The organism is Pseudoxanthomonas sp. YR558, assembly GCF_900116385.1.
Taxonomy (GTDB): Bacteria; Pseudomonadota; Gammaproteobacteria; order Xanthomonadales; family Xanthomonadaceae; genus Pseudoxanthomonas_A.
In genome coordinates, this window is record NZ_FPCI01000002.1 from 570,212 (window position 1) to 594,789 (window position 24,578).

The window sequence follows — 24,578 nt, forward strand, 5'->3', positions numbered from 1 at the left end:
GTCGCGCCGGCTGCCGTCCCGACGACGGTCGTGGATGACGCCATCGACATGACGGACCCTTCCGCCTTCGACGCGCCGCACGCTGCGTTGCCGGCGACGGGAGCGGCACGATGAGGCGGATGATGGCCCTCGCCGAACTGCTGCCCGACGTGGACGTGCCGCGCGACATCGTCGTGCGCGGGCTCACGCTGGACAGCCGTGCCGTGCAGCCGGGCGATGCGTTCGTCGCGATCGCTGGCTTCGGCGCGCACGGCCTGAACTTCGCCCTGCAGGCGAAGGAGAACGGTGCCAGCGCCGTCCTGTTCGAGCCGCCTGTGCCGGATGGCCTGGAAGCGCCGCGCGATGCGATCCCGGTGCCGGGCCTGCGCGCACGCATGGGCGCGATGGCGGACCGGTTCCACGCGGCGCCGTCGCACGACATGAAGATGGTGGGCGTCACCGGCACCAACGGGAAGACGTCCACGGTCCAGTTGCTGGCGCAGGCGTGGCACCTGCGCGGCGTCCGTTGCGCGACGGTCGGCACGCTCGGTGCCGGCATGTACGGCGAAGTGGTGCCCACCGGGTTCACCACGCCGCTGGTGCTGCAGATGCATGCACTGCTGGCGCAGTTCCGCGATGCCGGCGCGAAAGCCGTCGCGATGGAAGTGAGCTCGCATGCGCTCGACCAGGGTCGCGTCGATGCGGTGCATTTCGACGTGGGCGTATTCACCAATCTCACGCGCGACCACCTGGACTACCACGGCGACATGGAGCGCTACGGCGCGGCCAAGTCGCTGCTGTTCACGCGTAGCGGATTGAAAGCGGGCGTCATCAACCTCGACGATGCGTATGGCCGCGACCTGTTCGCCCGCCTGCCGCATGGCCTGCAGCGCGTGGGCGTGAGTTCGCGTGGCCAAGGCGAGGCCACGGTGCGCGCCGATGCGTTGCGCCTGGACGGCAGCGGCATCGCGTTCGATCTGGTGATCGGCGACGAGCTGCAGCCGGTGCAGTCGCGCCTGCTGGGCCGCTTCAATGTCGACAACCTGCTGGCCGTTGCCGGTGTGCTGTACGCGCTCGGCGATACGCCGTCCGAGATCGCGCGCACGCTGTCGCGCCTGCTGCCCATCCATGGCCGCATGAACCGCCTGGGCGGCGACACCGATGCGTCGGGCCAGCGCCGGCCGCTGGTCGTGATCGACTACGCGCACACGCCGGATGCGCTCGAACAGGCCTTGGCCAGCCTGCGCGACCATGTCCAGGGTCGGTTGGTCTGCGTGTTCGGCTGCGGCGGTGACCGCGATGCCGGCAAGCGTCCGCAGATGGCGGAGATCGCCGAGCGCCTGGCGGACGTGGTGATCGTCACCGACGACAACCCGCGCACCGAGGACGGCGACCGCATCGTGGCGGATATCCTCGCCGGCTTCGCGCGTCCGGCTTCGGCCACCGTGCAGCGCGACCGCGGGATGGCGATCGCACACGCCATCGCATTGGCCGGCGCCGACGACATCGTGCTGGTGGCCGGCAAGGGCCACGAGCCCTACCAGGACATCCAGGGCGTGAAGCATCCGTTCGACGACACCGCCGTGGCACGCAAGGCCCTGGAGGAACGCGCATGAAGCGTCTTCCCCTTTCATTGCTGGCGCACTGGGCAGGCGGCGAACTGCTCGGCGACGATCTCGTAATCGGCTCGTTGACGAACGATACCCGCACGCTGGTACCCGGCAGCCTGTACGTGGCGCTGCGCGGCGAGCGTTTCGACGGCCACGACTTCGCTTACGACGCCTCCATGCGGGGCGCGGCCGCCGTCCTGGTGGACCATGAAGTGAAGGTCGACGTGCCGCAGGTCGTCGTACCCGACACGTTGCTGGCCCTGGCACGCATCGCGGCCGGCCTGCAGCGCGACCGCGTGGAGAAGGCGGTCGCCATCACCGGCAGCAACGGCAAGACGACGGTGAAGACGCTGGTGGTGGCCATCCTGCAGCGCGCCGGCGTCACCTATTTCAACCCGGGCAACCGCAACAACGAAATCGGCCTGCCGATGGCGGTCATCGATGCGCCCGACGACGCCGATTTCTCGGTGTACGAGATGGGGGCCGGCAAGCCGGGCGACATCGCCTACCTGACGGACATCGTGACGCCGGAAGTGGCGCTGGTGAACAACATCGCCGCCGCCCATCTGGAGCGCATGGGGTCGCTGATGGGCGTGGCCGAGACCAAGGGCGCGATCTACGAAGCGCTGCCGGCCGACGGCACCGCGGTGATCAACGCCGACGATGCCTTCGCCGAGTACTTCGCCAGCCGCGTGCCGGACCGCCGCATCCTGCGGTTCGGCCTCGAAGCGACATCCGATATCACCGCGCGCGCGCTGCGTCCCGGTGCCGAGGGTACGGAGTTCATCCTGGTGGCGCCGCATGGCGAAGTGCCAGTGAACCTGCATCTGCCGGGTCGCCACAATGTGTCGAACGCACTCGCTGCCGCGGCCATCGCAATGGCCTGCGGTGTGTCGCTGGCGACGATTGCCGAAGGCCTGTCCGCCGCGCAGCCGGTGGCGGGCCGCCAGGTCGCTCGCACGCTGGCCAACGGTGCCGTGGTGATCGACGACAGCTACAACGCGAATCCGGGTTCGCTGATGGCCGCCATCGATACGCTTGCGGCGGCCAGCGCCCAGGCGCACGGCGAGGCTTGGCTGGTGCTGGGCGACATGCGCGAACTCGGCGCGGACGCCGAGGCGCTGCATGCCGACGCCGGCCGGCGGGCCAAGAGCGCCGGCATCCGCCGGTTGTACACGCTGGGTCCGCTCAGCGCCGCCGCCGCCGCCGCGTTCGGCGAGGGCGCGCATCCATTCGACGATCACGCCTCGCTGACCGACGCCCTGCGCGCCGACCTGCGGGCCGGCGTGCGCTGTCTGGTCAAGGGGTCGCGTGGTAGCGCGATGGACCGGATCGTCGCCGCCTTGCTGTCCACCGGGGAGGACAAACCGCATGTTGCTTGAACTGGCTCGCTGGCTGCAGAGCCTGGAAAACTTCTTCGGCCTGTTCGGCTACCTGACGTTCCGCGGCATCCTGGCCGCGCTGACGTCGCTGGCGCTGTCGCTGTGGCTGGGCCCGGCGGTGATCCGCAAGCTCGGCCAGCTGAAGGGTGGCCAGCCGATCCGCAAGGACGGCCCGCAGTCGCACTTCTCCAAGGCGGGTACGCCGACGATGGGCGGCGCGCTGATCCTGATCACCGTGGCGGCCTCGGTACTGCTGTGGGGCGACCTGCGCAACAAGTACGTGTGGGTGGTGCTGCTGGTCATGGTCTGCTTCGGCGTGATCGGCTGGTACGACGACTGGATCAAGATCGTCCGTCGCGATCCGAACGGCCTGAAGTCGCGCTGGAAATACCTGCTGCAGTCGATCTTCGGCCTGGCCGCCGGCCTGTACTTGTATCTGTACGCCGACGTGCCGGCGGCGACGACCTTCTACGTGCCGTTCTTCAAGTCGATCGCCATGCCGCTGGCGGGCATCGGCTTCGTCGCCATCGCGTACTTCTGGATCGTCGGCTTCTCCAACGCGGTCAACCTGACCGATGGCCTGGACGGCTTGGCCATCATGCCCACCGTGTTGGTGGCGTGCGCGCTGGGCGTGTTCGCTTACGCGTCGGGCAATGCGGTGTTCTCGAACTACCTGCAGATCCCGCAGGTGCCGGGCGCCGGTGAGCTGACGATCATCTGCGCCGCCATCGCGGGCGCGGGGCTGGGCTTCCTCTGGTTCAACACCTATCCCGCGATGGTGTTCATGGGCGACATCGGCGCGCTGGCGCTGGGCGCGGTGCTGGGCACCATCGCCGTGATCGTCCGCCAGGAACTGGTGCTGGTGATCATGGGCGGCATCTTCGTCATCGAGACACTGTCGGTGATGATCCAGGTCGCGTCGTTCAAGCTGACCGGCAAGCGCGTGTTCCGGATGGCGCCGATCCACCACCACTTCGAGCTGAAGGGCTGGCCCGAGCCGCGCGTGATCGTGCGCTTCTGGATCATCTCCGTCGTCCTCGTCCTCGTCGGCTTGGCCACGTTGAAGGTGCGCTGATGAACGACACGCCGCGCCAAGCCACGCGACTGGAAGCCATCGGGGGCCGTTTCGACCCCTGGTTGCTCGGCGCCATGCTGGCGCTGGCGTCGTTGGGCGTGGTGATGGTCGCATCGGCGTCCATCTACCAGCACGGCAACCCGTTCTACTACCTGATCCGCCACGGCATGTTCCTGGTGGCGGGCGCGGGCCTGGCATGGTGGGTTACCCGTACCGAACTCAAAAGCATCGAGGCGCGCAACCACCTGCTGCTGCTAGGTTGCGTGGTGCTGCTGTTGATGGTGTTCGTGCCGGGCCTGGGCGTCAGCGTGAAAGGCGCGCACCGCTGGATCAACCTGGGCGTGTCCAACTTCCAGGTCGTGGAAGTGGTGAAGGTGTTCTTCATCGTCTGGCTGGCCAGCTACCTGGTGCGCTTCCGCGACGAGGTCAACGCGACCTGGGCGGCGATGCTCAAGCCGCTGGGCGTGGTGGTGCTGCTGGTCGCGTTGCTGCTGATGCAGCCGGACTTCGGTTCGTCCTCGCTGCTGCTGGCGATCACCGCCGGCATGCTGGTGCTGGGTGGCGTGAACATGCCGCGCATGTTCGGCCCGGTGCTGGTGGGTCTGCCCATCCTCGCCGTGATCGCGATCGCCGAGCCGTACCGCATGCGTCGCCTCACCTCGTTCTCCGATCCGTGGGCCGATCCGTTCGGCAGCGGCTACCAGTTGACCAATGCGCTGATGGCGATCGGTCGCGGTGAATGGTCGGGGATCGGCCTGGGCGGTTCCGTGCTCAAGCTCAATTACCTGCCGGAAGTGCATACCGACTTCATCTTCTCGGTGATCGGCGAGGAACTCGGCTTCGTCGGCGTTTGCCTGGTCATCGCGCTGTACGCGCTACTGGTCGGTCGCGCCTTCGTGATCGGCCTGCGCTGCGTGGAGATGCGCAGGCACTTCGCCGGCTACGTCGCCTTCGGTGTCGCGCTGTGGATCGGCATGCAGAGTTTCGTGTCGATGGGCGTGAACCTGGGCCTGCTGCCGACCAAGGGCCTGACGTTGCCGCTGATTTCCTCGGGCGGCTCCAGCATCCTGATGACGTGCGTGGCGATGGGTCTGCTGCTGCGAGTGTCTTACGAACTCGAGCGCACCCAGCGCCAGGTCGCCTTGCGTGGCGAAGCACTGCAGACCACGCCGAGTGGCGAAACGCGGACGCCCGCCGATGCTGCGCCGGCAACGCCGAAGCCGGCGCCGTCGCTGTCCGAGACGCTGCGTGGCACCAGCCGCCTGCGTTCGCGTGTCGAACCTACCTTCGAGAGGATCGCATGAACACCGCGACCTCCCCTGCACCCGTGATGATGATGGCCGGTGGGACCGGCGGTCATATCTTCCCCGCGCTGGCTGTGGCCAAAGTGCTGCGCGCGCGCGGTGTGCCGGTGGTGTGGCTGGGCGCGGACGGCGCCATGGAAACGCGACTGGTGCCGCAGCACGGCATCGAACTGGACACGCTCGCGATCACCGGCCTGCGCGGCAAGGGCAAGCTCGCCCTGCTCGGCGCGCCGGTGCGTGTGCTGCGTGCGATCCGCGCCGCGGGTTTCGTGCTGCGCCGTCGCGCGCCTCGCGCCGTGGTCAGCTTCGGTGGTTTCGCCTCCGGACCCGGTGGCGTGGCGGCGCGCTTGATGGGCACACCGTTGCTGGTGCATGAGCAGAATCGCGCTGCCGGCTTCACCAATCGCATGCTCGCCAAAGTTGCGCGCCGGATCATGTCGGGTTTCCCCGGCGCGTTTCCGGGCCGCGAGGAAGTGGTCGGCAATCCGGTGCGCGAAGAGATCGCCTCCGTCGCGCCGCCGGCAGAACGCCTGATCGGCCGCAATGGTCCGCTGCGCCTGTTGGTGCTGGGCGGCAGCCAGGGCGCACGCGCGTTGAACATGGCCGTACCGCGTGCATTAGCCACATTGCCGGCGGGTGCCGTCGAAGTGCGCCACCAGTGCGGCGAGAAGCTGCGCGACGAGGCCGCCAAGGCCTACGCCGATGCCGGTGTCGCCGCGAGCGTCGAAGCCTTCATCACCGACATGGCGGCGGCGTACGTGTGGGCGGACCTCGTCGTCTGCCGCGCGGGCGCGTCGACGCTGGCTGAGCTCTGCGCCGTCGGCGTAGGCAGTGTGCTGGTGCCGTTCCCGCAGGCCGTGGACGACCACCAGACCCGCAACGCCGAATACCTGGTCGAGCGCGGCGCAGCCCTGCTGTTGAAGCAGGACGACGCCCTGGCCGATGCGTTGGCGACGACGCTGCGCCAGCTTGCCGACGATGCCGCCACCCGCCAGTCGATGGCGGACGCCGCGCGCGCGCTGGCGAAGACCGATGCGGCCGACCGCATCGCGGACATCATTCTTGAGGAAGCAACTGAAATGAGGACGCAGGCATGATGATGGCTGCTGCACGCGAGCGCCGCCTGCAACACACCGGCAACCTGGCCAAGGAGTTCCGCCGGGTGCACTTCGTCGGCATCGGCGGCTCCGGCATGAGCGGCATCGCCGAAGTGCTGTGCACGCTGGGCTACGAGGTCTCGGGCTCGGACAATGCCGACAACGCGGCCACGCGCCGTCTGACGTCGCTGGGTGCGCGCGTGATGCGCGGCCATAACGCCTCCAACGTGCTGGGTACCGATTGCGTGGTGGTTTCCAGCGCGATCAAGCACGACAACCCCGAGTTGATGGAGGCGCGCAGCCAGCGCATTCCGATCGTGCCGCGCGCGGCGATGCTGGCCGAGCTGATGCGATTCCGTCGCGGCATCGCCGTGGCGGGCACGCACGGCAAGACCACGACCACCAGCCTGGCGGCTGCGATCCTCAGTGAGGGCGGCCTGGATCCGACCTTCGTGATCGGCGGCCAGCTGCTGGCGGCGGGCGCCAATGCCAAGCTCGGCGATGGCCAGTGGCTGGTGGCCGAGGCGGATGAGAGCGACGGCAGCTTCCTGCGCCTGAATCCGTTGATCTCCATCGTCACCAACATCGATGCCGATCACCTGGAGAACTACGGCAACGACTTCGAGCGCGTGAAGGCGGCCTTCGCCGAATTCCTGCAGCGCCTGCCGTTCTACGGGCTCGCCGTGCTGTGCATCGACGATCCCGAAGTCGCGGCCATCGCCGCGGAAACCCCGCGCCACGTGATGAGCTACGGCTTCGCCGAAAATGCCGACGTGCGTGCCGAGGACGTGGAGCAGGAAGGCGGGCGCATGCACTTCACCCTGCGCCTGCCTGAGGACGCCAGCATCCGCGTCAGCCTCGCGTTGCCGGGCCGCCACAACGTACTGAACGCGCTGGCCGCCGCCGCGGTGGGCTGGCAGCTGGGCGTGTCGCCGGAGAACATCGCCGCCGCGCTCGAGAAGTTCGCCGGCATCGGTCGCCGCTTCAACGACCTGGGTGAGATCACCACGCCGCAGGGCGCGCGCGTGCAGCTGGTCGATGACTACGGTCACCATCCGAAGGAACTGGCGGCCGTGTTCGCCGCTGCGCGTGGTGGCTGGCCGCACAAGCGCCTCGTGGTCGCGTTCCAGCCGCACCGCTACAGCCGCACGCGCGACCAGTTCGATGCGTTCGCCGCAGTACTGTCTGAAGCCGACGCACTGGTGCTGAGCGAGGTCTATCCCGCGGGCGAACAGCCGATCGCCGGTGCCGATGCCAAGTCGCTCGCGCGTGCGATCCGCGCACGCGGCCGCAACGAACCGGTCGTGGTCAGCCAGGTCGCCGACCTGGTCGACGTGCTGCCGGATGTACTGCAGGACGGCGACCTGCTGTTGCTGATGGGCGCCGGCGACATCGGCCACATGTCGCAGCACATCGCGTCGCACGGCTTCAATCGGCGGGAGGGCGCATGACCGCCATCGCCGTGCCGCCGCCGCGCTTCGACGATCCGGCCCGCTTCGGGCGCGTCGCCGTGTTGCTGGGCGGCGTTTCCAGCGAGCGCGAGGTGTCGCTGAACTCCGGGCAGAACGTGCTCGACGCGCTGCTGGCACGCGGCGTCCAGGCCTTCGCCGTGGACGGCATTCCCGCGTTGGTCGAAGCCATCCGTGCGGGCAAGGTCGATCGCGTCTTCAACATCCTGCATGGCGGCGATGGCGAGAACGGCGTGCTGCAGGGCCTGCTGCAATCGCTCGGCGTGCCGTACACCGGCCCCGGCGTGCTCGGCTCGGCGCTGACGATGGACAAGATCCGCACCAAGCAGGTATGGGAAGCGGCCGGCCTGCCGACCGCGCGCTTCGAGCGCATTCCCGCTGGTGGCGATCTGGCCGCCGCGGCGCGCTCGCTCGGCTTCCCGGTATTCGTGAAGCCCTCCGCGGAAGGCTCCAGCGTCGGCGTCTTCCGTCTGATGGGTGAAGACGATCTCGCACCCGCACAGGCATTCGCCAGCACGTATGCCGGCGAACTGCTCGCCGAGCAGATGCTCACCGGCGGCGAGTTCACCGTGGGCATCCTCGGCGACGTGGCGCTGCCGTCGGTGCGCATCGTGCCGGCCGGCGACTGGTACGACTACCACGCCAAGTACATCGCTGACGACACGCAGTACCTGTGCCCGGGCCTGGACGATGGCGGCGACGAAGCCTCGATCCGCGCATTGGCGCTGGCGGGCTTCCGCGCGGCGGGATGCAGCGGCTGGGGGCGCGTGGACGTGATGCGCCATGCCGACGGCCGTTTCATGCTGATGGAAGTCAACACGGCGCCGGGCATGACCAGCCATTCGCTGGTGCCGAAGGCGGCGGCGAACATCGGGATCGGCTTCGAAGCGCTGTGCTGGCGCATCCTGGAGCAGACGGTGCCGGAGGTGGTGGGCTGATGAACGCCGCCCTGCGCATCCTCGCCTGGTTGCTCGCACTGGCCCTGGTGGCGCTGCCGGTCGTGGCCGTCGTGAACGGCTGGATCGGCGCCGATCGCTGGCCACTGAGCACGCTGCGCGTGCAGGGCGAATTCGCGCGCGTGGATCCGGCGCAGCTGCGCGCCGTGGTGTTGCCGCACGCGAAGCGCGGGTTTTTCGCGGTGCGCCTCGATGACGCGAAGCATGCGGTCGAGCGCCTGCCATGGGTGGAGCGCGCGGAAGTGCGCAAGCGTTGGCCGGATGTGCTGGAGATCCGCGTGATCGAGCACAAGCCGTTCGCGCGCTGGGGCGACGACAAGCTGCTCTCCGAGCATGGCCGCCTGTTCCCGATGCCGAAGGAGCTGGCCGGACTCAAGCTGCCGCAACTGGGCGGTCCGGAATCGCAGGTGCAGGAAGTGACCGCGCTCTACAACGAATCGCGGCAGTTGTTCGCGCCGATGGGGCTGGACGTCACCACGCTGGTGATGGACGCACGCGGCAGCTGGTCGCTGCTGCTCGGCAACGGCACGCAGGTCGTCGTCGGTCGCACCGACGCGCGTCCGCGCCTGGGCCGCTTCGCGCGGATGCTGCCGCAGTTGCTGGCCGCGCAGGCGCAGCCGCTGCTGCGTGCGGACCTGCGCTACACGAACGGCTTTGCGCTCAGCTGGGGCGACGCTCCGCGAGCGCCGCACACCGAAACTTCCACGCTGCCTGCGCCGGTTGCGGCCGCAGGTGGTCATTCGCAGGGCAGGACATGAATCGCAAGGGTGACAAATCGCTGATCGTCGGGCTGGATATCGGCACGTCCAAGGTGACGGCGCTGGTCGGCGAGTACGCCCCGGGCAATCCGATCGAAGTGATCGGCATCGGCTCGCACGAATCGCGTGGCCTGAAGCGCGGCGTCGTCGTGGACATCGAATCCACGGTGCAGTCGATCCAGCGTGCGATCGAAGAGGCCGAGCTGATGGCCGGCTGCGAGATCCGCTCGGTCTACGCGTCGATCTCCGGCAACCACGTGCAGTGCCGGAACTCGCCCGGCATCGTGCCGATCCGCGACGGCGAAGTGACCTGGGGCGACCTGGACCGCGTGCTGGAAGCGGCGAAGGCCGTGGCGATCCCGGCCGACCAGAAGATCCTCCACGCCATCCCGCGCGAGTACAAGCTGGACAACTCGCAGGAAGGCATCCGCAATCCGGTCGGCATGACCGGCGTGCGCCTGGAGGTGGACGCGCACCTGGTGTTCTGCGCGCAGTCCGCGGCCGCCAACATCAGCAAGTGCGTGCAGCGCTGCGGCCTGCAGATCGACGACCTGATCTTCTCCTCGCTGGCCTCCAGCGTGGCGGTGCTGACCAGCGACGAGCGCGAACTCGGCGTGGTGTTGGTCGACATGGGCGCGGGCACCACCGACCTGGCGGTATTCGTGCAGGGTGCGATCTGCCACACGGCCTCGCTGCCGATCGCCGGCGACCAGGTCACCAACGACATCGCGCACATGCTGCGCACGCCGACGCCGGAAGCCGAGCAGATCAAGGTGCGCTACGCCTGCGCGCTGGCCCAGCTCGCCACGGCCGAAGAAAGCATCCAGGTGCCGAGCGTGGGCGACCGCCCGCCGCGTCGCCTGCCGCGCCATGCGCTGGCGCAGGCCGTGCAGCAGCGCTACGAGGAGATCTTCGAGATGGTGCAGGCCGAACTGCGCCGTTCGGGCTTCGAGGAGCGCGTGCGCGCGGGCATGGTGCTGACCGGTGGCGCCGCGAAGATGGAAGGTGTCGTCGAGCTGGCCGAAGAGATGTTGCAGATGCCCGTGCGTGTCGGCATCCCGCAGCACGTCACCGGGCTGGGCGAAGTGGTCGGCAACCCGGTGCATGCCACCGGCGTAGGCCTGCTGCTGATGGGCAGCCAGATCGAACACCCCCGGCGTCCGTCATTGCCCACGGGCAAGGCGGGCAGCTGGTTCAAGAAACTCCAGAACTGGTATCGCGGCGAGTTCTGAGCAGGGCGGCATTCCGCGAGTCGAGTAAGCGTCACGACGTTCGTTCCACCAGCACCACATAACTAAATAAACGAGGACAAGGACATGGCACATTTCGAACTGGTTGAAAAGATGGCCCCGAATGCAGTGATCAAGGTCGTGGGCGTGGGCGGCGGCGGCGGCAACGCCGTGGCGCACATGGTCAACGGCAGCGTGGACGGCGTGGAGTTCATCACCGCCAACACCGATTCGCAGGCGATCAAGAACTGTGGTGCAAAGCTGCAGCTGCAACTCGGCAGCAACGTCACCAAGGGCCTGGGTGCGGGCGCGAATCCGGAAGTCGGCCGCCAGGCCGCGCTGGAAGACCGCGAGCGCATCATCGACGCGCTGGACGGCGCCGACATGGTGTTCATCACCGCGGGCATGGGCGGCGGTACCGGTACCGGCGCCGCGCCGGTCGTGGCACAGCTGGCCAAGGAGATGGGCATCCTGACCGTCGCCGTGGTCACCAAGCCGTTCCCCTTCGAAGGCCGCCGCCGCATGCAGGTCGCGCTGAAGGGCATCGAGGAACTGAGCCACCACTGCGATTCGCTGATCACCATCCCGAACGAAAAGCTGATCACCGTGCTGGGCCGCAATGCGACGATGATCCAGGCGTTCCGCGCCGCCAACGACGTGCTGCTCGGCGCCGTGCAGGGCATCGCCGACCTGATCGTCCGTCCCGGCCTGATCAACGTCGACTTTGCCGACGTGCGCACCGTGATGAGCGAGATGGGCCTGGCCATGATGGGTACCGGCAGCGCCCGCGGCGACGACCGCGCGCAGGCCGCCGCGGAGGCCGCGATCCAGAACCCGCTGCTGGACGACGTCAACCTCAACGGTGCCAACGGCATCCTGGTCAACATCACCGCCGGCCCGGACTTCACGATGGCCGAGTTCGACGAAGTGGGCCGCACCATCGAAGGCTTCGCTTCGGAAGACGCGACCGTCGTGGTCGGCACCGTGCTGGATCCGGACATGCAGGACGAAGTGCGCGTGACCGTGGTCGCCACCGGCCTGAACCGCAACGCCGCCCGCCAGCCGGTCGGCCGTGGCAGCGACCTGCGCGAGCCGATGCGCGCGCCGATCAAGCTGGTTCGCGACGCCACCACCGGCATGCCGATCGACGACGGCTTCTCGATGGATCCGATCAGCGCCGCCACCAGCGGCCTGGGCCTGCGTCGCGGCGCCTCCTCGGCCGCACCGTCGGCGCCGGCCTCCGCACCGGTCGCCGCCGACCTGCCGTCGGACTACCTGGACATCCCGGCGTTCCTCCGCCGCCAGGCCGACTAACGAAACACCCTCCCCGCGAGGGGAGGGGCTCTACCCGCACGACAACGCCATGTCCCTTCGCTGCCGGGCCCACCGGCCCGGCAGCCCTTTCCGGAACGCCTTACCAGTACGTTGTTTCAGGCGTGGGACAGAGCGGTTCTTTCGTTAAGATTCAGCGAATTGCGTGATATTCTCGCTGCCCCGCCAAGGTTCCCCCACCTGCGACCCCACCTGATGGCCCAGCAACGCACCCTCAAGAACGTGATCCGCGCGACGGGCGTGGGGCTGCACAGCGGCGAGAAGGTCTACATGACGCTGCGTCCGGCGCCGGTCGACACCGGCATCGTGTTCCGGCGCATCGACCTGGAGCCGGTGGTGGAAATCCCGGCCAGCGCCGAGCTGGTCACCGAGACCACGCTGTGCACCGGCCTGACCTGCGAGGGCGCCAAGGTGCAGACCGTCGAGCACCTGATGTCGGCCATGGCCGGCCTGGGTGTCGACAATGCCTACGTTGAGCTGTCCTCGGCCGAGCTGCCGATCATGGACGGTTCGGCGGGCCCGTTCGTGTTCCTGATCCAGTCCGCCGGCATCGCCGAGCAGGACGCCCCGAAGCGCTTCATCCGCATCACCCGCCCGGTCGAAGTGGTCGAAGGCGACAAGGTGGCGCGTTTCGAACCCTACGACGGCTTCAAGCTGGGCTTCACGGTGAAGTTCGATCACCCGATGATCCCGGCTTCGCAGTCGCGCGCCGAGGTGGACTTCTCCACGGGCGCCTACATCAAGGAAGTCGCGCGCGCCCGCACGTTCGGCTTCATGCGCGACCTCGAGTACATGCGCGAGCGCAACCTGGGCCTGGGCGGTTCGATGGACAACGCCATCGTGCTGGACGAGTTCCGCGTGCTCAACGAGGACGGCCTGCGCTACACGGACGAATTCGTCCGCCACAAGATCCTGGACGCCATCGGCGACCTGTACCTCGCCGGCCGCCCCATCCTGGGCGCCTACGAGGGCTTCAAATCCGGCCACGCACTCAATAACAAGCTGGTGCGCGCGCTGCTGGCCGAGACCTCGGCCTGGGAAGAAGTGACGTTCGAGAACGGCATCGCGCCGTCCCCGGTCACCTATGCGACGCCTGCCCTGGCGGTCTGAGACGCCCGTCCGCTCCGGACGGTGACCCCGCTGTCGCCCGGTTTCCTACCGCGATCACGCGGTGGTGTGCGAATGGTTACGCCTTGGCGAAACTGTGAACTGGGTCAGATTTCAGGTCCGGAAATAACATTTTCCTAACCTTTGGCTAACGACCCGATAGGCGGTGGCCGGTACCATGCCCCGTCCTTCGTGATGGCCGGGTCAAATTTTCCGCCTGCCACGATGGCTCCCCTTCTGGGGGGGTGTACCGGCGGAGTCCGGTGCGGACAGGAGGTCGAGGGCCGCTTGCAGTCCTCTACGGGAAGCCTCCGACACGGGTACGACCGGGCCCTGCGCAGGCTTCACCTGCGGCGCGAGGCTCGTCTTGGCGGTGACTTCGGTGACCGCCAGTCCGATGGATTGGGCCACGTTGATCAGCTCGGGTGCGGCCAGGCGAAGCCTGGCATGCCAGACGGGGGAGTCGACGATAAAAACGAGCCGTTTGCCCGCCACGTTCGCCAACCGGCAATGCGGCGCGAGGGCAGGCGGAAGGCAGGGGCGAAGCTGCTGTTCCAAGGCGTCGAGCCACATGGCGCGACGCACCGGGTCGGTGGCGGCATCCGTCAGGGCAGCCTGCAATGCAGGTTGTGCGATGCCGGCGCGGCGCGGCTTGGACTTCGAATCAGACATCGGTATCTATGAGCTTTAAGACCATCGTAAACAATACGCGTACCTGGTGGGCCCATGCGTCCGCCCATGGTGCGTACCGGATCCGCCTCGCCTTCCATGCGCGCCCGCTCGCGAGCGCCGCGGTGCTCGTCGCCGCCGGCCTGCTCGTCGGTGTCGGTGGCCGCAGTGCGATCGGCATGGGCCAGGTGTCGCTGCTGCAGTCGCAGGCCGGCCAGCGCGATGCGGAACTGGAGCAGGTGCGCCGCGGCGCCCAGCAGGAAATCAATGCCATGGCCGCGCGGCTGGGCGAGCTGCAGGCGCAGGCCAACCGCTTGAATGCCTTGGGCGAGCGACTGACCCGCGTGGGCCAGTTGCAGGACGGCGAGTTCGACTTCAACGAGCCGGTGGGCGTCGGTGGTAACGACGTTTCCTACGACATGAAGCCGGCGGACCTGAAGGAGGGCGTGGACAACCTCGAGCGGCAGTTCGCGGCATCCGGCCGTCAGCTGTCCGTGCTGGAAGCGCTGCTGTTCAACCGCGAGCTGGACAAGAACGCGACCCCGGGTCGCATGCCGATCGCCAACAGCTACATCACTTCCGGCTTCGGTGGCCGCGCCGATCCGTTCGGCGGCGGTGGACAGAACCACAAGGGCATCGACTTCAAGGCGCGCGTCGGCGATCCGGTGCTGTCGGTGGCCGACGGCGTGGTGAGCTTCGCCGGCGTGAAGGGCGGCTATGGCAACGTGATCGACGTCGACCACGGCAACGGCTACGTCACCCGCTATGCGCACAACTCGCGCCTCAGCGTGCGGGCCGGCGATCTGGTCCGCGTGGGCCAGGAAGTGGCCAAGGCGGGCTCCACCGGCCGTTCGACCGGTGCGCACGTGCATTTCGAGGTGTGGGAGAACGGGCGCGTGGTCAATCCGCGCAAGTTCCTGGGTGAAGGCCCGACGCCGGTCGGACAGGTCAAGCGCGGCTGAGGCCGGCTGCGGAACCAAACGGGGAACCGGCGGTCCTATCGCCGGTCTTGATTCCCCCGGCGGCGCCCCAAGCTACAATACGGTGTTGCCAGACAGGGCGCCTTGCGCCCTGTTTCATTTTGGGCCTGCCGCCAGCGCGGCGCCCCGGCGTCCTTTTCCCATCCGGTTCCCTACATGATCAACAACCTGCTTACCCGTGTCTTCGGCAGTCGCAACGAGCGCCTGCTCAAGCAGCTGCAACGCATCGTCGACAAGATCAATGCCCTGGAGCCGGAGCTGCGCAAGCTCACCGACGAGCAGCTGAAGGCGAAGACACCGGAGTTCCAGGAGCGCATCCGCAACGGCGAGGCGCTGGACAAGATCCTCCCCGAGGCCTTCGCGGTCTGCCGCGAGGCCAGCCAGCGCGTGCTGGGCATGCGCCATTACGACGTGCAGCTGATCGGCGGCATGGTGCTGCACCTGGGCAAGATCGCCGAGATGCGCACCGGTGAAGGCAAGACGCTGGTCGCCACGCTGCCGACCTACCTCAATGCGCTGGAAGGCAAGGGCGTGCACGTCGTCACCGTGAACGACTATCTCGCCCGCCGCGACTCCGCATGGATGGGCCGCCTGTACAACTGGCTCGGCCTCAGCGTGGGCGTGGTTTACCCGGGCATGCCGCACGGCGATAAGCAGGGCGCGTACGCCGCCGACATCACCTACGGCACCAACAACGAATTCGGTTTCGATTACCTGCGCGACAACATGGCGATGTCCAAGGACGATCGCTTCCAGCGCGGGCTGCACTACGCCATCGTCGACGAAGTGGACTCGATCCTGATCGACGAGGCGCGCACGCCGCTGATCATCTCGGGCCCCGCCGACGAGTCGCCGGAACTTTACATCCGCGTCAACCGCATCGTGCCGCAGCTCAACAAGCAGGCCGACGAAGAAGCCGAGGGCGACTACTGGGTCGACGAGAAGGGCAAGCAGGTCCACCTGTCCGAGGCCGGCATGGAGCATGCCGAGGCGCTGCTGCGCCAGGCCGGCATCGTCAGCGAGGACGACAGCCTGTACGGCGCCAACAACCTGTCCGTCGTCCACCACCTCAATGCCGCGCTACGCGCGCACGCCATCTACCAGCGCGACGTGGACTACATCGTCCGCGACGGCGAGGTGGTGATCGTCGACGAATTCACCGGCCGCACCCTGCCGGGCCGCCGCTGGTCCGACGGCCTGCACCAGGCGGTCGAGGCGAAGGAAGGCGTGCCGGTCCAGCGCGAGAACCAGACGCTGGCCAGCGTGACGTTCCAGAACCTGTTCCGCATGTACAAGAAGCTGTCCGGCATGACCGGCACGGCCGACACGGAAGCGTTTGAGTTCCAGAGCATCTACGGCCTGGAGGTGATCGTCATCCCGACCAACCGCCCGACCGTGCGCAAGGATTCGCCCGACCAGGTGTTCCTCAACCGCCAGGGCAAGTTCAAGGCGGTGCTGGCCGACATCCAGGAGTGCTACCAGCGCGGCCAGCCGGTACTCGTCGGCACCACGTCGATCGAGACGTCGGAAATGCTGTCCGACTTCCTCAACAAGGCCGGCGTGCCGCACGAGGTACTCAACGCCAAGCAGCACGAGCGCGAAGCGCACATCGTCGCGCAGGCAGGCCGTCCGGGTGCGATCACCATCGCCACCAACATGGCGGGCCGCGGCACCGACATCGTGCTGGGCGGTTCGCTGGAAGCCGAGTACGAAGCGCTGGGCGAAGAGGCCGACGATGCTGCACGCGCGGCGGTGAAGGCCGAATGGCAGAAGCGCCACGATGAAGTGAAGGCCGCCGGCGGCCTGCACATCGTGGGCACCGAGCGCCACGAATCGCGCCGCATCGATAACCAGCTGCGTGGCCGTTCGGGCCGTCAGGGCGATCCGGGTTCGTCCCGCTTCTACCTGTCGCTGGAAGACAACCTGATGCGCATCTTCGCCTCGGACTGGGTCCAGAAGGCGATGAAGCTGATCGGCATGAAGGAAGACGACGTCATCGAAGACAAGCTGGTCAGCCGGCAGATCGAGAAGGCGCAGCGCAAGGTGGAAGCGCACAACTTCGACATCCGCAAAAACCTGCTCGACTTCGACGACGTCAACAACGACCAGCGCAAGGTGATCTACGCCCAGCGCGATGAGTTGCTGGAAGCCGAGACGGTGCAGGAGAACATCGACGGCATCCGCGGCGACGTGGTGGCCGAGCTGGTGGGTCGCTTCGTTCCGCCGAACTCGGTGGACGACCAGTGGGACCTGCAGGGCCTGGAACGCGAGCTCGGGGAGGAAATGGGCGTGCTGTTGCCGGTGAGCCGCTGGCGCGAAGAGGCCGAGGAACTGGATGCGGAAACGATCGAGCGCCGCGTGCAGGAAGGCATGGACGCGCATTTCGCCGAGAAGGCGCAGGTGGTCGGCGACGAAACCATGCGCGCGCTCGAGAAGCACATCATGCTGACCGTGCTCGACAAGAACTGGAAGGAGCACCTCGCGCGCATGGACTACCTGCGCCAGGGCATCCACCTGCGCGGCTACGCGCAGAAGCAGCCGAAGCAGGAGTACAAGAAGGAAGCCTTCGAACTGTTCTCCGGCATGCTGGAGCGGGTGAAGAGCGAGGTCGTGACCTTGCTGTCGCGCGTGCGCATCCGCAGCGAAGAGGAAGTCGCCGCACTGGAGGCGCAGGAGCGCGCGATGGCCGAGGCGCAGGCGCGGCAGATGCAGTTCCAGCACCAGGAAGCGGGCGGTTACGGCGCCGACGAGGAAGCGGAGCAGGCGCAACAGGCCGCGGCCATGCAAGGCGGCTATGTGCAGTCCGGACCGATGCCGGCGCAGCGCGACGCACCCAAGGTCGGCCGCAACGACCCGTGCCCGTGCGGCAGCGGCAAGAAGTACAAGCACTGCCACGGCCAGTTGGCCTGAGGTCCCCGCCCGGGACCGCCTGGAAAAGCCGCGCACTGCGCGGCTTTTCCTTTTTCAGCACGGGGATATTTGCGTCTACCGGCCGGTTCCCGGCAAAGTTCCACCATGCTGACCCCGTTGCGTTCGATCCACGTCATGGCCGCCGTCATCACCGACGCCCGCGGACGGATCCTGCTGGCCCGACGTACCGAGGGGCGGGATCTGGCCGGGCGCTGGGAATTCCCTGGCGGCAAGCGCGAGCCCGGCGAAAGCCCGGAAGACGCGCTGGTGCGTGAATTGCGCGAAGAACTGGGCATCGAAGCGCAAGTGGGCGAGCACATCATCAGCGTGCCGCAGCAGTACCCCGACAAGCGCCTGAAGCTCGAAGTCCGCCACCTCGCCGGTTGGAAGGGCACGCCGCGAGGGCATGAAGGGCAGGCGCTGGCCTGGGTCGTCCCGGACAAACTGATGCGCTACGCCATGCCGCCCGCCGACCGTCCGGTCGTGGCCGCGCTGCTGCATCCGGACCGGTATCTGGTCACCCCCGAGCCCACGGACACGAGCCTCTGGATGGCGTCGCTCGAGCGCGCCCTGGCCCAGGGTGTCCGCCGCGTGCATGTGCGCGCGCGCAGTCTTTCTGGCGACGCGTGGGAGCAGTTCGCCCGCAAAGCGGTCGCCTGCTGCAGTGCCGCCGGCGCGGAGGTGTTGCTCAACGGCGATATCGAACTGGCGCGCACGCTAGGCGTAGGCGTCCATCTGCGCGCTTCGCAACTGCCCGATTTGGTATTCCGGCCCCTGCCGGAAGATGTCCTGGTTGCTGCGTCCTGCCATACGGCCGCCGAACTGCGGCAGGCCGAAGCGATCGCATGCGACTTCGCAGTCGTCGGCAGCGTGTTCCCGACCGAGACGCACCCCGGAGGCGACCCCTTGGGATGGCCCGGCTTCGCGGGCCTGCGCGAAAACGTTTCGCTGCCCCTTTACGCCATCGGCGGCCTGCAGCCGGCGGACATCACCCAGGCCCGGCAGCATGGCGCGCAAGGCATCGCGGCGATCCGTGGGCTTTGGCCTGCCGCATAAGCGGCAGGCGTCAGGTGGTCGTTGCGGCCGCCAACGCGAGATAGCGCGCATGCAGCGCGTCCGCAGCGCGAACCAGATGTTCGAGGTCGCCGTCGTTGACCACGATATCGTCGGCGATGGCGAGCCGCTGCGCACGCGTGGCCTGCGCCGCCATCATCTTGTCGGCCAACGCGGCATCGATGCCATCGCGTAGCATCAGGCGCGCGCGCTGTACTTCCACAGGCGCATCCACGACCAGGATCCGGTGGAGCCACGGATACGCCGAGCGCCCGCCGCCTTCGGTGAGCAACGGCACCATGGCGATTGCGTAAGGGCTGGTCGCCGCGACGCAGATCGCCTGCAGGCGAGCGCGGATGGCAGGGTGGAGGATGCCTTCCAATGCGCGTCGCGCGGCTTCGTCGTTGAACACACGCACCCGTAAAGCCGCCCGATCCAGGCGGCCATCCGCCTGCAGCACACCGTCGCCGAAATGCGCTACCACGGCCGCCAGGGCGGGCTCTCCCGGCTCCACCACGGCACGTGCCAGCAGGTCGGCGTCGGCCACGGTAATGCCGTGGGCGGCGAAAGCCTTTTCGAGTGCGCTCTTACCCGACGCGATGCCGCCCGTCAGACCGATGAAGTAATCGCTCATGCGCCGATTATGGAGCGTGCGGACCGGGCCTGCCTGACGACGGGCGCGGTCTACTTCAGGCCGGCGAAGCGCAGGTAAGCGTCGATGATCTGCGGGCCCCAGAAGAACGCGATCCAGCCTGCGATGGCCAGGTAGGGGCCGAACGGGATCGGCGTCGCCCGATCGCGGCCCTTCAAGGCCAGCCACACCGACCCGATCACCGCGCCGACGACGGACGAGAGCAGGATCGTCGGCAGCACGCCGTTGAGCCCGACCCAGGCGCCGATGGCAGCGAGCAGCTTGAAATCGCCCCGCCCCATGCCTTCCTTGCCGGTCACCTGCTTGAACAACCACCAGACCAGCCACAGCGATACATAGCCCGCGATGGCGCCCAGTAGCGCCGGCTTGGCGGGCATGTAGAGGTTGTCCAGGCTGCCAATCAAACCGAGCCACATCAGTGGCAGGGTCAGCTGGTCGGGCAGCAGCCGCGTACGCAGATCGATGCCGCTCAGGGCCACCAGGTAGCAGCTGAACAACGCGGCGCCGAACCCCTGCCAGCCGAACCCGAATCGCCATACCGACGCCACGGCCAGCAAGGCGGTCAGCAGTTCGACCAGCGGGTATTGCGGCGAGATGGGTGCCTTGCAGTGGCGACACTTGCCGCGCAAGGCCAGCCAGCTGAACAGTGGGATGTTCTCGTACCAGGACAGCGGTGTCTTGCAGTGCGGGCAATGCGAGCGCTCGACCACGATCCCCGGTGGGGGCGGGTCGTAGATCTCGGGCTCTTCGAGCACCTCGCGGGCGTCGCGCTTCCACTCCCACTCCAGCCGCCGCGGCAGCCGCAGGATGACGACGTTGAGGAAACTGCCCACCAGCAGGCCGAGGCCTGCCACCACCGGGTACCCCAGTTCGGGGTGCTGATCCAAGAATGCCATTAGGCCAGCTTACATCGTCGCCGCGAGCTTGAAGATGGGCAAGTACATGCCGATGACCATGGCGCCGATCACGCCGCCGATGAAGATCATGATGAACGGCTCGATCAGGCTGGACAGCGCATCGACCGCGTTGTTGACCTCCTGCTCGTAATACTCCGCCACCTTGAACAGCATGGTATCCAACGCGCCGGCCTCTTCACCGATTGCGGTCATCTGGATCACCATGTGCGGGAACAGGTTTACCTGTTTCATCGACATGTTGAGTGGGTAGCCCACGGCGACGTCATCGCGGATACGAAAGACCGCCTTCTCATAAAGCGTATTGCCGGTGGCGCCGGCAACCGTATCGAGAGCCTCGACCAGCGGCACACCGGCCTTGAAGGTCACCGCGAGAGTGCGCGAGAACCGGGCGATCGCCGAGTTGTGCATGATCTGGCCGATGACCGGCACCTTCAGGATCACCCGGTCGAGGAAATGCTGGAACGCCAGGGAGCGCTTCTTGAAATAGATGAATGCGAAAATTGCGGCGAAGATGGTGCCGAATACGATGTACCAGTTGGACACCATGAAGCGCGAAGCGCCCACGATGACTTTGGTGAACGCGGGCAGGTCTGCGCCAAATTGCTTGAAGACTGCCTCGAACTGGGGCACCACGAAGATCAGCAAGATCGCGCTCACCAGAAGGGCGACCGCGATCACCACTGCAGGATAGAACAGCGCTTTCTTGATCTTGCCCTTCAGCGCTTCCAGGTTCTCCTTGTAGCTGGCGATGGTATCCAGCACCGTCTCGAGCACGCCCGCGCTTTCGCCTGCGCGCACCAGATTGCGGTACAGCTCATCAAACTGGACGGGGAACTTGCTTATCGCTTCGGAAAGGGACGAGCCGCTTTCGATGTCGAAGCGGATCTGCTCGATCATCTTCGTCATGCGGACGTTCTTCTGGCCGCCCTCGATGATCTCCAGCGATGTCACGATGGGTACGCCGGACTTCATCATCGTGGCCAGCTGGCGGCTGAAGAACGCAACTTCCTTCGGCGATACAGGCTTGCCCGCTGAGCCGAACAACGGCTTAGGCTTTACCTTGACGACGGAGGGCGTAATGCCTTGCTTGCGCAACTCGGCGCGCAGAAAGTTGGCGTTCTTGGACGATTGCTCGCCCTTCATCTTCACGCCGCGCTTATCGGTGCCTTCCCAGACGAACAGGTTCAGCGGGTTCTCGCGAACGGGCGCGGGTGCTTTCTTGACGGCGGAACGGGTGACGGCCATTAGGTTTTCCCCTGTCCGGCTTTCCCCAACCGGACTGTCTCTGCCCATGGTAGCCGGTTATCGGCCCATGGGAAGCACCCCCCGTGTGACGGGGGGCAGGGTTTACGCAGCGCCCCTTTAGTCCTTGGTGACGCGGTTGATCTCGGCCAGGCTGGTGACGCCGTGGCGGACCTTCATCAGGGCGGACTGACGGAGGTCGCGGATACCGGCCTGCTGGGCGACGGCTGCGATCTGCATCGCGTTGCCACCCTCCAATACGATGGCCTGAATCTCGTCAGACATGGGCATGACCTGATAAATACCGGTACGGCCCTTGTAGCCTTCGGTGCACTCGTCGCAGCCGACGGCGTCGTACAGGGTGAAGCCGGCCTGGATCTCCGCTTCGCTGAAGCCTTCCGCAAGCAGGGCTTTCTGTGGCAGCTCGACAGGTTTCTTGCACTTGGGGCACAGGCGGCGGGCCAGACGCTGGGCGATGACCAGGGTCACCGAGCTCGTGATGTTGTACGGGGCGATGCCCATGTTCATCAGGCGCGCGATGGTCTGCGGCGCGTCGTTGGTGTGCAGCGTCGAAAGCACCATGTGGCCGGTCTGCGCGGCCTTGATCGCGATCTCGGCGGTCTCCAGGTCGCGGATTTCGCCGACCATGATGATGTCCGGGTCCTGACGCAGGAAGCTACGCAGCGCCGCAGCAAAGGTCATGCCGCGCTTGGTGTTCTGCTGGACCTGGTTGACGCCTGGAAGCCGGATTTCCACCGGGTCTTCGACCGTGGAGATATTGCGGATTTCATCGTTCAGGATACCAAGCGCCGTATACAGGGACACCGTCTTGCCCGAGCCGGTAGGGCCGGTGACGAGCACCATGCCGTACGGTTTCTGGATGGCGTCCTCGAACAGCTTTTGCTGGTCGGGCTCGTAGCCCAGCTTGTCGATGCCCAGCTTGGCCGCGCTGCCGTCGAGGATACGCAGCACGATCTTCTCGCCGAAGAGCGTGGGCAAGGTGCTGACACGGAAGTCGATCTGCTTGGTCTTGGACAAGTTCAGCTTGATGCGACCGTCCTGCGGTACGCGCTTCTCGGCGATATCCAGCTGCGACATCACTTTCAATCGCGCGGCGATGCGTGCACTCAGCTTGACCGGTGCCTTGGCCACCTGCTTGAGGATGCCATCGATGCGCAGCCGCACGCGGTAGTCCGTTTCATAAGGCTCAAAATGGATATCGGACGCGCCCCGCTTGATCGCATCCACCAGCACCTTATTGACGAACTTAACGACAGGAGTGTCGTCGCCCTTGGCGTCGACTGCGCTATCGGCGTTCGCGCCCATGTCGTCGTCGGTGCCGACCTCCAGGTTGTCCAAGCCCTCGTCGTCGCCTCCCGCAAAACTGCTGGACAGGCTGCTGGCGGCATTGAGCCACTGATCCAGCGTGCGGCGCAGTTGCTCCTCATCTACCAGGATGGGCTCCACCACCAAATTGGTGTGGAACTGGATCTCCGTTAGGGCCGCAGTCTGGGTGGGATTGCTGGTACCAACGAATAGTTTGCCTCCGCGCTTGAACAGCGGCAGCACCTGGTGTTTCTGGATCAGCTCTTCGCTGACCAGCTTCAGCGCGTTATGTGCCGGATCGAAGGAGGTGGTATCGATCAGCGGCATCCCGAACTCGATCGCGTTGGCGGCCGCGAGATGGGCGGGCGCCACCAGCCGCTTCTCGGCCACCCATTGCGCCAAGGGGACCTTGGCCTCCGTGGCGTTGGCCATCGCGCTGCGGGCGGCGGCCTCGTCCATAGCGCCATCCATGACCAGGCGACGGGCGATGCCGGTGATGCCCACGAGATTGGCGTTGGTGCTGGCGACAGCGTTCATGGCGATCGGATCCTGGTGCTTCGGCTATTGGTGACCCTGCAAGAAGCGGGCCAGCACACACTCTAGCGCAGGCGTCGCGCGGCCGGGCACTGGCTTGGCCGCCGAACGAGCGCTGCGTCACAACGTGACGCGATGCGGCACCGTGGGCGCTAGTTTCCGTCCGCCTTTGAGGAGCTTCCGCTCAACAGGAAACCGAGCACGGTGCATATGCCGTCCGCAGACAGGGTGACTACCCTGTACGCCAAAGCGAGGGCGAGGGCTTGTCCCGAGCCTATGGCGTGCGCCAATCCCAGCACCAGCACCGTCTCCCTGATGCCGATGCCACCCGGCGCTCCCGGGACCAGATAGCCGCATAACCAAGCCAACGCAAGCCAGCCCAGCCAGAACGCAGGATCGCCTTCAAGGTTGCCCAATGTCAGCAAGGCGAGCCCGCTGAGAAGGAAAAAAGCCAGATCGATGCCGACCACGCAGAGCAGCGGCACCAACTTGATGTGCCGCATGCCGTTGTCGATACGGCGAGACCACATTCGGAGCCCGAGCCAAGCGACAGGAAGGACGAGCGGCATCGCGTAGGTCAACGGCAGCAGCCAATCCGGGAGCAGCGCCAGCCGAGGATCCCCGATGATGCCAACCGCGACCAGCGACGCCGTGCCCAGAAGCAGTGCGGCTTCAGCCGCCAGTGCCACGGTGAGCTCTCCGTGGCTAAAGCCCCAACGTAGGCTTTCTATATGTCGCTGGGCGAAATGGAATACCCCGCCCGGAAGATATTTCGACAACTGCGCACGAAGATGCAGCGCTGCCAATGGACGCAATGGAATGCCGGGAGAGCCTATCCCGCGCAACGTCAACGGCCACGCCAGTGACAACACCAGGCAAGCCACGATGTACAGCAAGAGCGACGAGGCGGTACGGGCGAACGAGAGTTCTTCGAACGCACCAATAGCTGTGTGGCGGTGCATCCGTCCTTGGTGCGCCAAAAACACCAAGGCTGCCG

General features: G+C 66.7%; 20 protein-coding genes. 14 read left to right on the forward strand and 6 right to left on the reverse strand.

From position 1 onward, the window contains the following. The first annotated feature begins 110 nt into the window (after positions 1–110). From BM365_RS14255 to lpxC, 11 genes are all read left to right on the forward strand, one after another. Entirely contained in the window at positions 111–1,595 is a 1,485-nt protein-coding gene (locus BM365_RS14255) for a UDP-N-acetylmuramoyl-L-alanyl-D-glutamate--2,6-diaminopimelate ligase (RefSeq protein WP_093490181.1), read from the forward strand. Further along, positions 1,592–2,971, forward strand: coding sequence for a UDP-N-acetylmuramoyl-tripeptide--D-alanyl-D-alanine ligase (murF, locus tag BM365_RS14260; protein WP_093490182.1), 1,380 nt, complete (start codon positions 1,592–1,594; stop codon positions 2,969–2,971). The genes BM365_RS14255 and murF overlap by 4 nt, the downstream gene beginning before the upstream one ends. Beyond that, positions 2,961–4,046 (forward strand): phospho-N-acetylmuramoyl-pentapeptide-transferase, encoded by a 1,086-nt coding sequence (gene mraY / locus BM365_RS14265; RefSeq protein ID WP_093490183.1) that lies wholly within the window; start codon positions 2,961–2,963, stop codon positions 4,044–4,046. The genes murF and mraY overlap by 11 nt, the downstream gene beginning before the upstream one ends. Further along, complete coding sequence (gene ftsW / locus BM365_RS14270; RefSeq protein ID WP_093490184.1) at positions 4,046–5,350, forward strand: putative lipid II flippase FtsW; 1,305 nt, start codon at positions 4,046–4,048, stop codon at positions 5,348–5,350. The genes mraY and ftsW overlap by 1 nt, the downstream gene beginning before the upstream one ends. Then, complete coding sequence (murG, locus tag BM365_RS14275; protein WP_093490185.1) at positions 5,347–6,447, forward strand: undecaprenyldiphospho-muramoylpentapeptide beta-N-acetylglucosaminyltransferase; 1,101 nt, start codon at positions 5,347–5,349, stop codon at positions 6,445–6,447. The genes ftsW and murG overlap by 4 nt, the downstream gene beginning before the upstream one ends. Further along, complete coding sequence (murC, locus tag BM365_RS14280; RefSeq protein ID WP_175502109.1) at positions 6,447–7,898, forward strand: UDP-N-acetylmuramate--L-alanine ligase; 1,452 nt, start codon at positions 6,447–6,449, stop codon at positions 7,896–7,898. Before murG ends, murC begins: the two co-directional genes overlap by 1 nt. Continuing rightward, positions 7,895–8,854, forward strand: coding sequence for a D-alanine--D-alanine ligase (locus BM365_RS14285; protein WP_093490186.1), 960 nt, complete (start codon positions 7,895–7,897; stop codon positions 8,852–8,854). The genes murC and BM365_RS14285 overlap by 4 nt, the downstream gene beginning before the upstream one ends. Next, the gene (locus BM365_RS14290; protein ID WP_093490187.1) at positions 8,854–9,630 is read left to right on the forward strand and encodes a cell division protein FtsQ/DivIB; all 777 of its coding nucleotides are present in this window, start codon (positions 8,854–8,856) and stop codon (positions 9,628–9,630) included. Before BM365_RS14285 ends, BM365_RS14290 begins: the two co-directional genes overlap by 1 nt. Next, positions 9,627–10,862: a cell division protein FtsA gene (ftsA, locus tag BM365_RS14295; protein ID WP_055940270.1), complete on the forward strand. Its 1,236-nt coding sequence runs from the start codon at positions 9,627–9,629 to the stop codon at positions 10,860–10,862. The genes BM365_RS14290 and ftsA overlap by 4 nt, the downstream gene beginning before the upstream one ends. A gap of 84 nt (positions 10,863–10,946) precedes the next feature. After that, positions 10,947–12,173, forward strand: coding sequence for a cell division protein FtsZ (ftsZ, locus tag BM365_RS14300; RefSeq protein WP_093490188.1), 1,227 nt, complete (start codon positions 10,947–10,949; stop codon positions 12,171–12,173). Between the two features lie 213 nt (positions 12,174–12,386). Continuing rightward, on the forward strand, positions 12,387–13,301 hold the full coding sequence (gene lpxC, locus BM365_RS14305; RefSeq protein WP_093490189.1) for a UDP-3-O-acyl-N-acetylglucosamine deacetylase: 915 nt from the start codon (positions 12,387–12,389) through the stop codon (positions 13,299–13,301). A 201-nt stretch (positions 13,302–13,502) separates the two neighbouring features. Here the strand turns inward: lpxC and BM365_RS14310 are convergent, their stop codons facing one another. Further along, positions 13,503–13,970, reverse strand: coding sequence for a DciA family protein (locus tag BM365_RS14310; RefSeq protein WP_093490190.1), 468 nt, complete (start codon positions 13,968–13,970; stop codon positions 13,503–13,505). An 8-nt stretch (positions 13,971–13,978) separates the two neighbouring features. Here BM365_RS14310 and BM365_RS14315 point away from each other — a divergent pair, with 8 nt between their 5' ends. From BM365_RS14315 to BM365_RS14325, 3 genes are all read left to right on the forward strand, one after another. Further along, positions 13,979–14,929: a M23 family metallopeptidase gene (locus BM365_RS14315; RefSeq protein WP_093490191.1), complete on the forward strand. Its 951-nt coding sequence runs from the start codon at positions 13,979–13,981 to the stop codon at positions 14,927–14,929. A gap of 174 nt (positions 14,930–15,103) precedes the next feature. Then, a complete protein-coding gene (gene secA, locus BM365_RS14320; RefSeq protein WP_093490192.1) occupies positions 15,104–17,857 on the forward strand; it encodes a preprotein translocase subunit SecA in 2,754 nt (917 codons plus the stop codon). A 105-nt stretch (positions 17,858–17,962) separates the two neighbouring features. Next, entirely contained in the window at positions 17,963–18,913 is a 951-nt protein-coding gene (locus BM365_RS14325; protein WP_093490193.1) for a Nudix family hydrolase, read from the forward strand. Positions 18,914–18,923: 10 nt separating this feature from the next. Here BM365_RS14325 and coaE read toward each other — a convergent pair whose 3' ends face one another. The 5 genes from coaE to BM365_RS14350 all read right to left on the reverse strand — a co-directional run bounded on the left by coaE (position 18,924) and on the right by BM365_RS14350 (position 24,543). Further along, entirely contained in the window at positions 18,924–19,544 is a 621-nt protein-coding gene (gene coaE, locus BM365_RS14330) for a dephospho-CoA kinase (RefSeq protein WP_093490194.1), read from the reverse strand. Between the two features lie 50 nt (positions 19,545–19,594). Continuing rightward, positions 19,595–20,458, reverse strand: coding sequence for a prepilin peptidase (locus BM365_RS14335; protein ID WP_093490195.1), 864 nt, complete (start codon positions 20,456–20,458; stop codon positions 19,595–19,597). A 9-nt stretch (positions 20,459–20,467) separates the two neighbouring features. Continuing rightward, a complete protein-coding gene (locus tag BM365_RS14340; RefSeq protein ID WP_093490196.1) occupies positions 20,468–21,724 on the reverse strand; it encodes a type II secretion system F family protein in 1,257 nt (418 codons plus the stop codon). 117 nt (positions 21,725–21,841) lie between these two features. Continuing rightward, positions 21,842–23,584, reverse strand: coding sequence for a type IV-A pilus assembly ATPase PilB (gene pilB, locus BM365_RS14345; RefSeq protein WP_093490197.1), 1,743 nt, complete (start codon positions 23,582–23,584; stop codon positions 21,842–21,844). A 149-nt stretch (positions 23,585–23,733) separates the two neighbouring features. Further along, entirely contained in the window at positions 23,734–24,543 is an 810-nt protein-coding gene (locus BM365_RS14350; RefSeq protein WP_139227439.1) for a hypothetical protein, read from the reverse strand. Positions 24,544–24,578 lie beyond the last annotated feature (35 nt).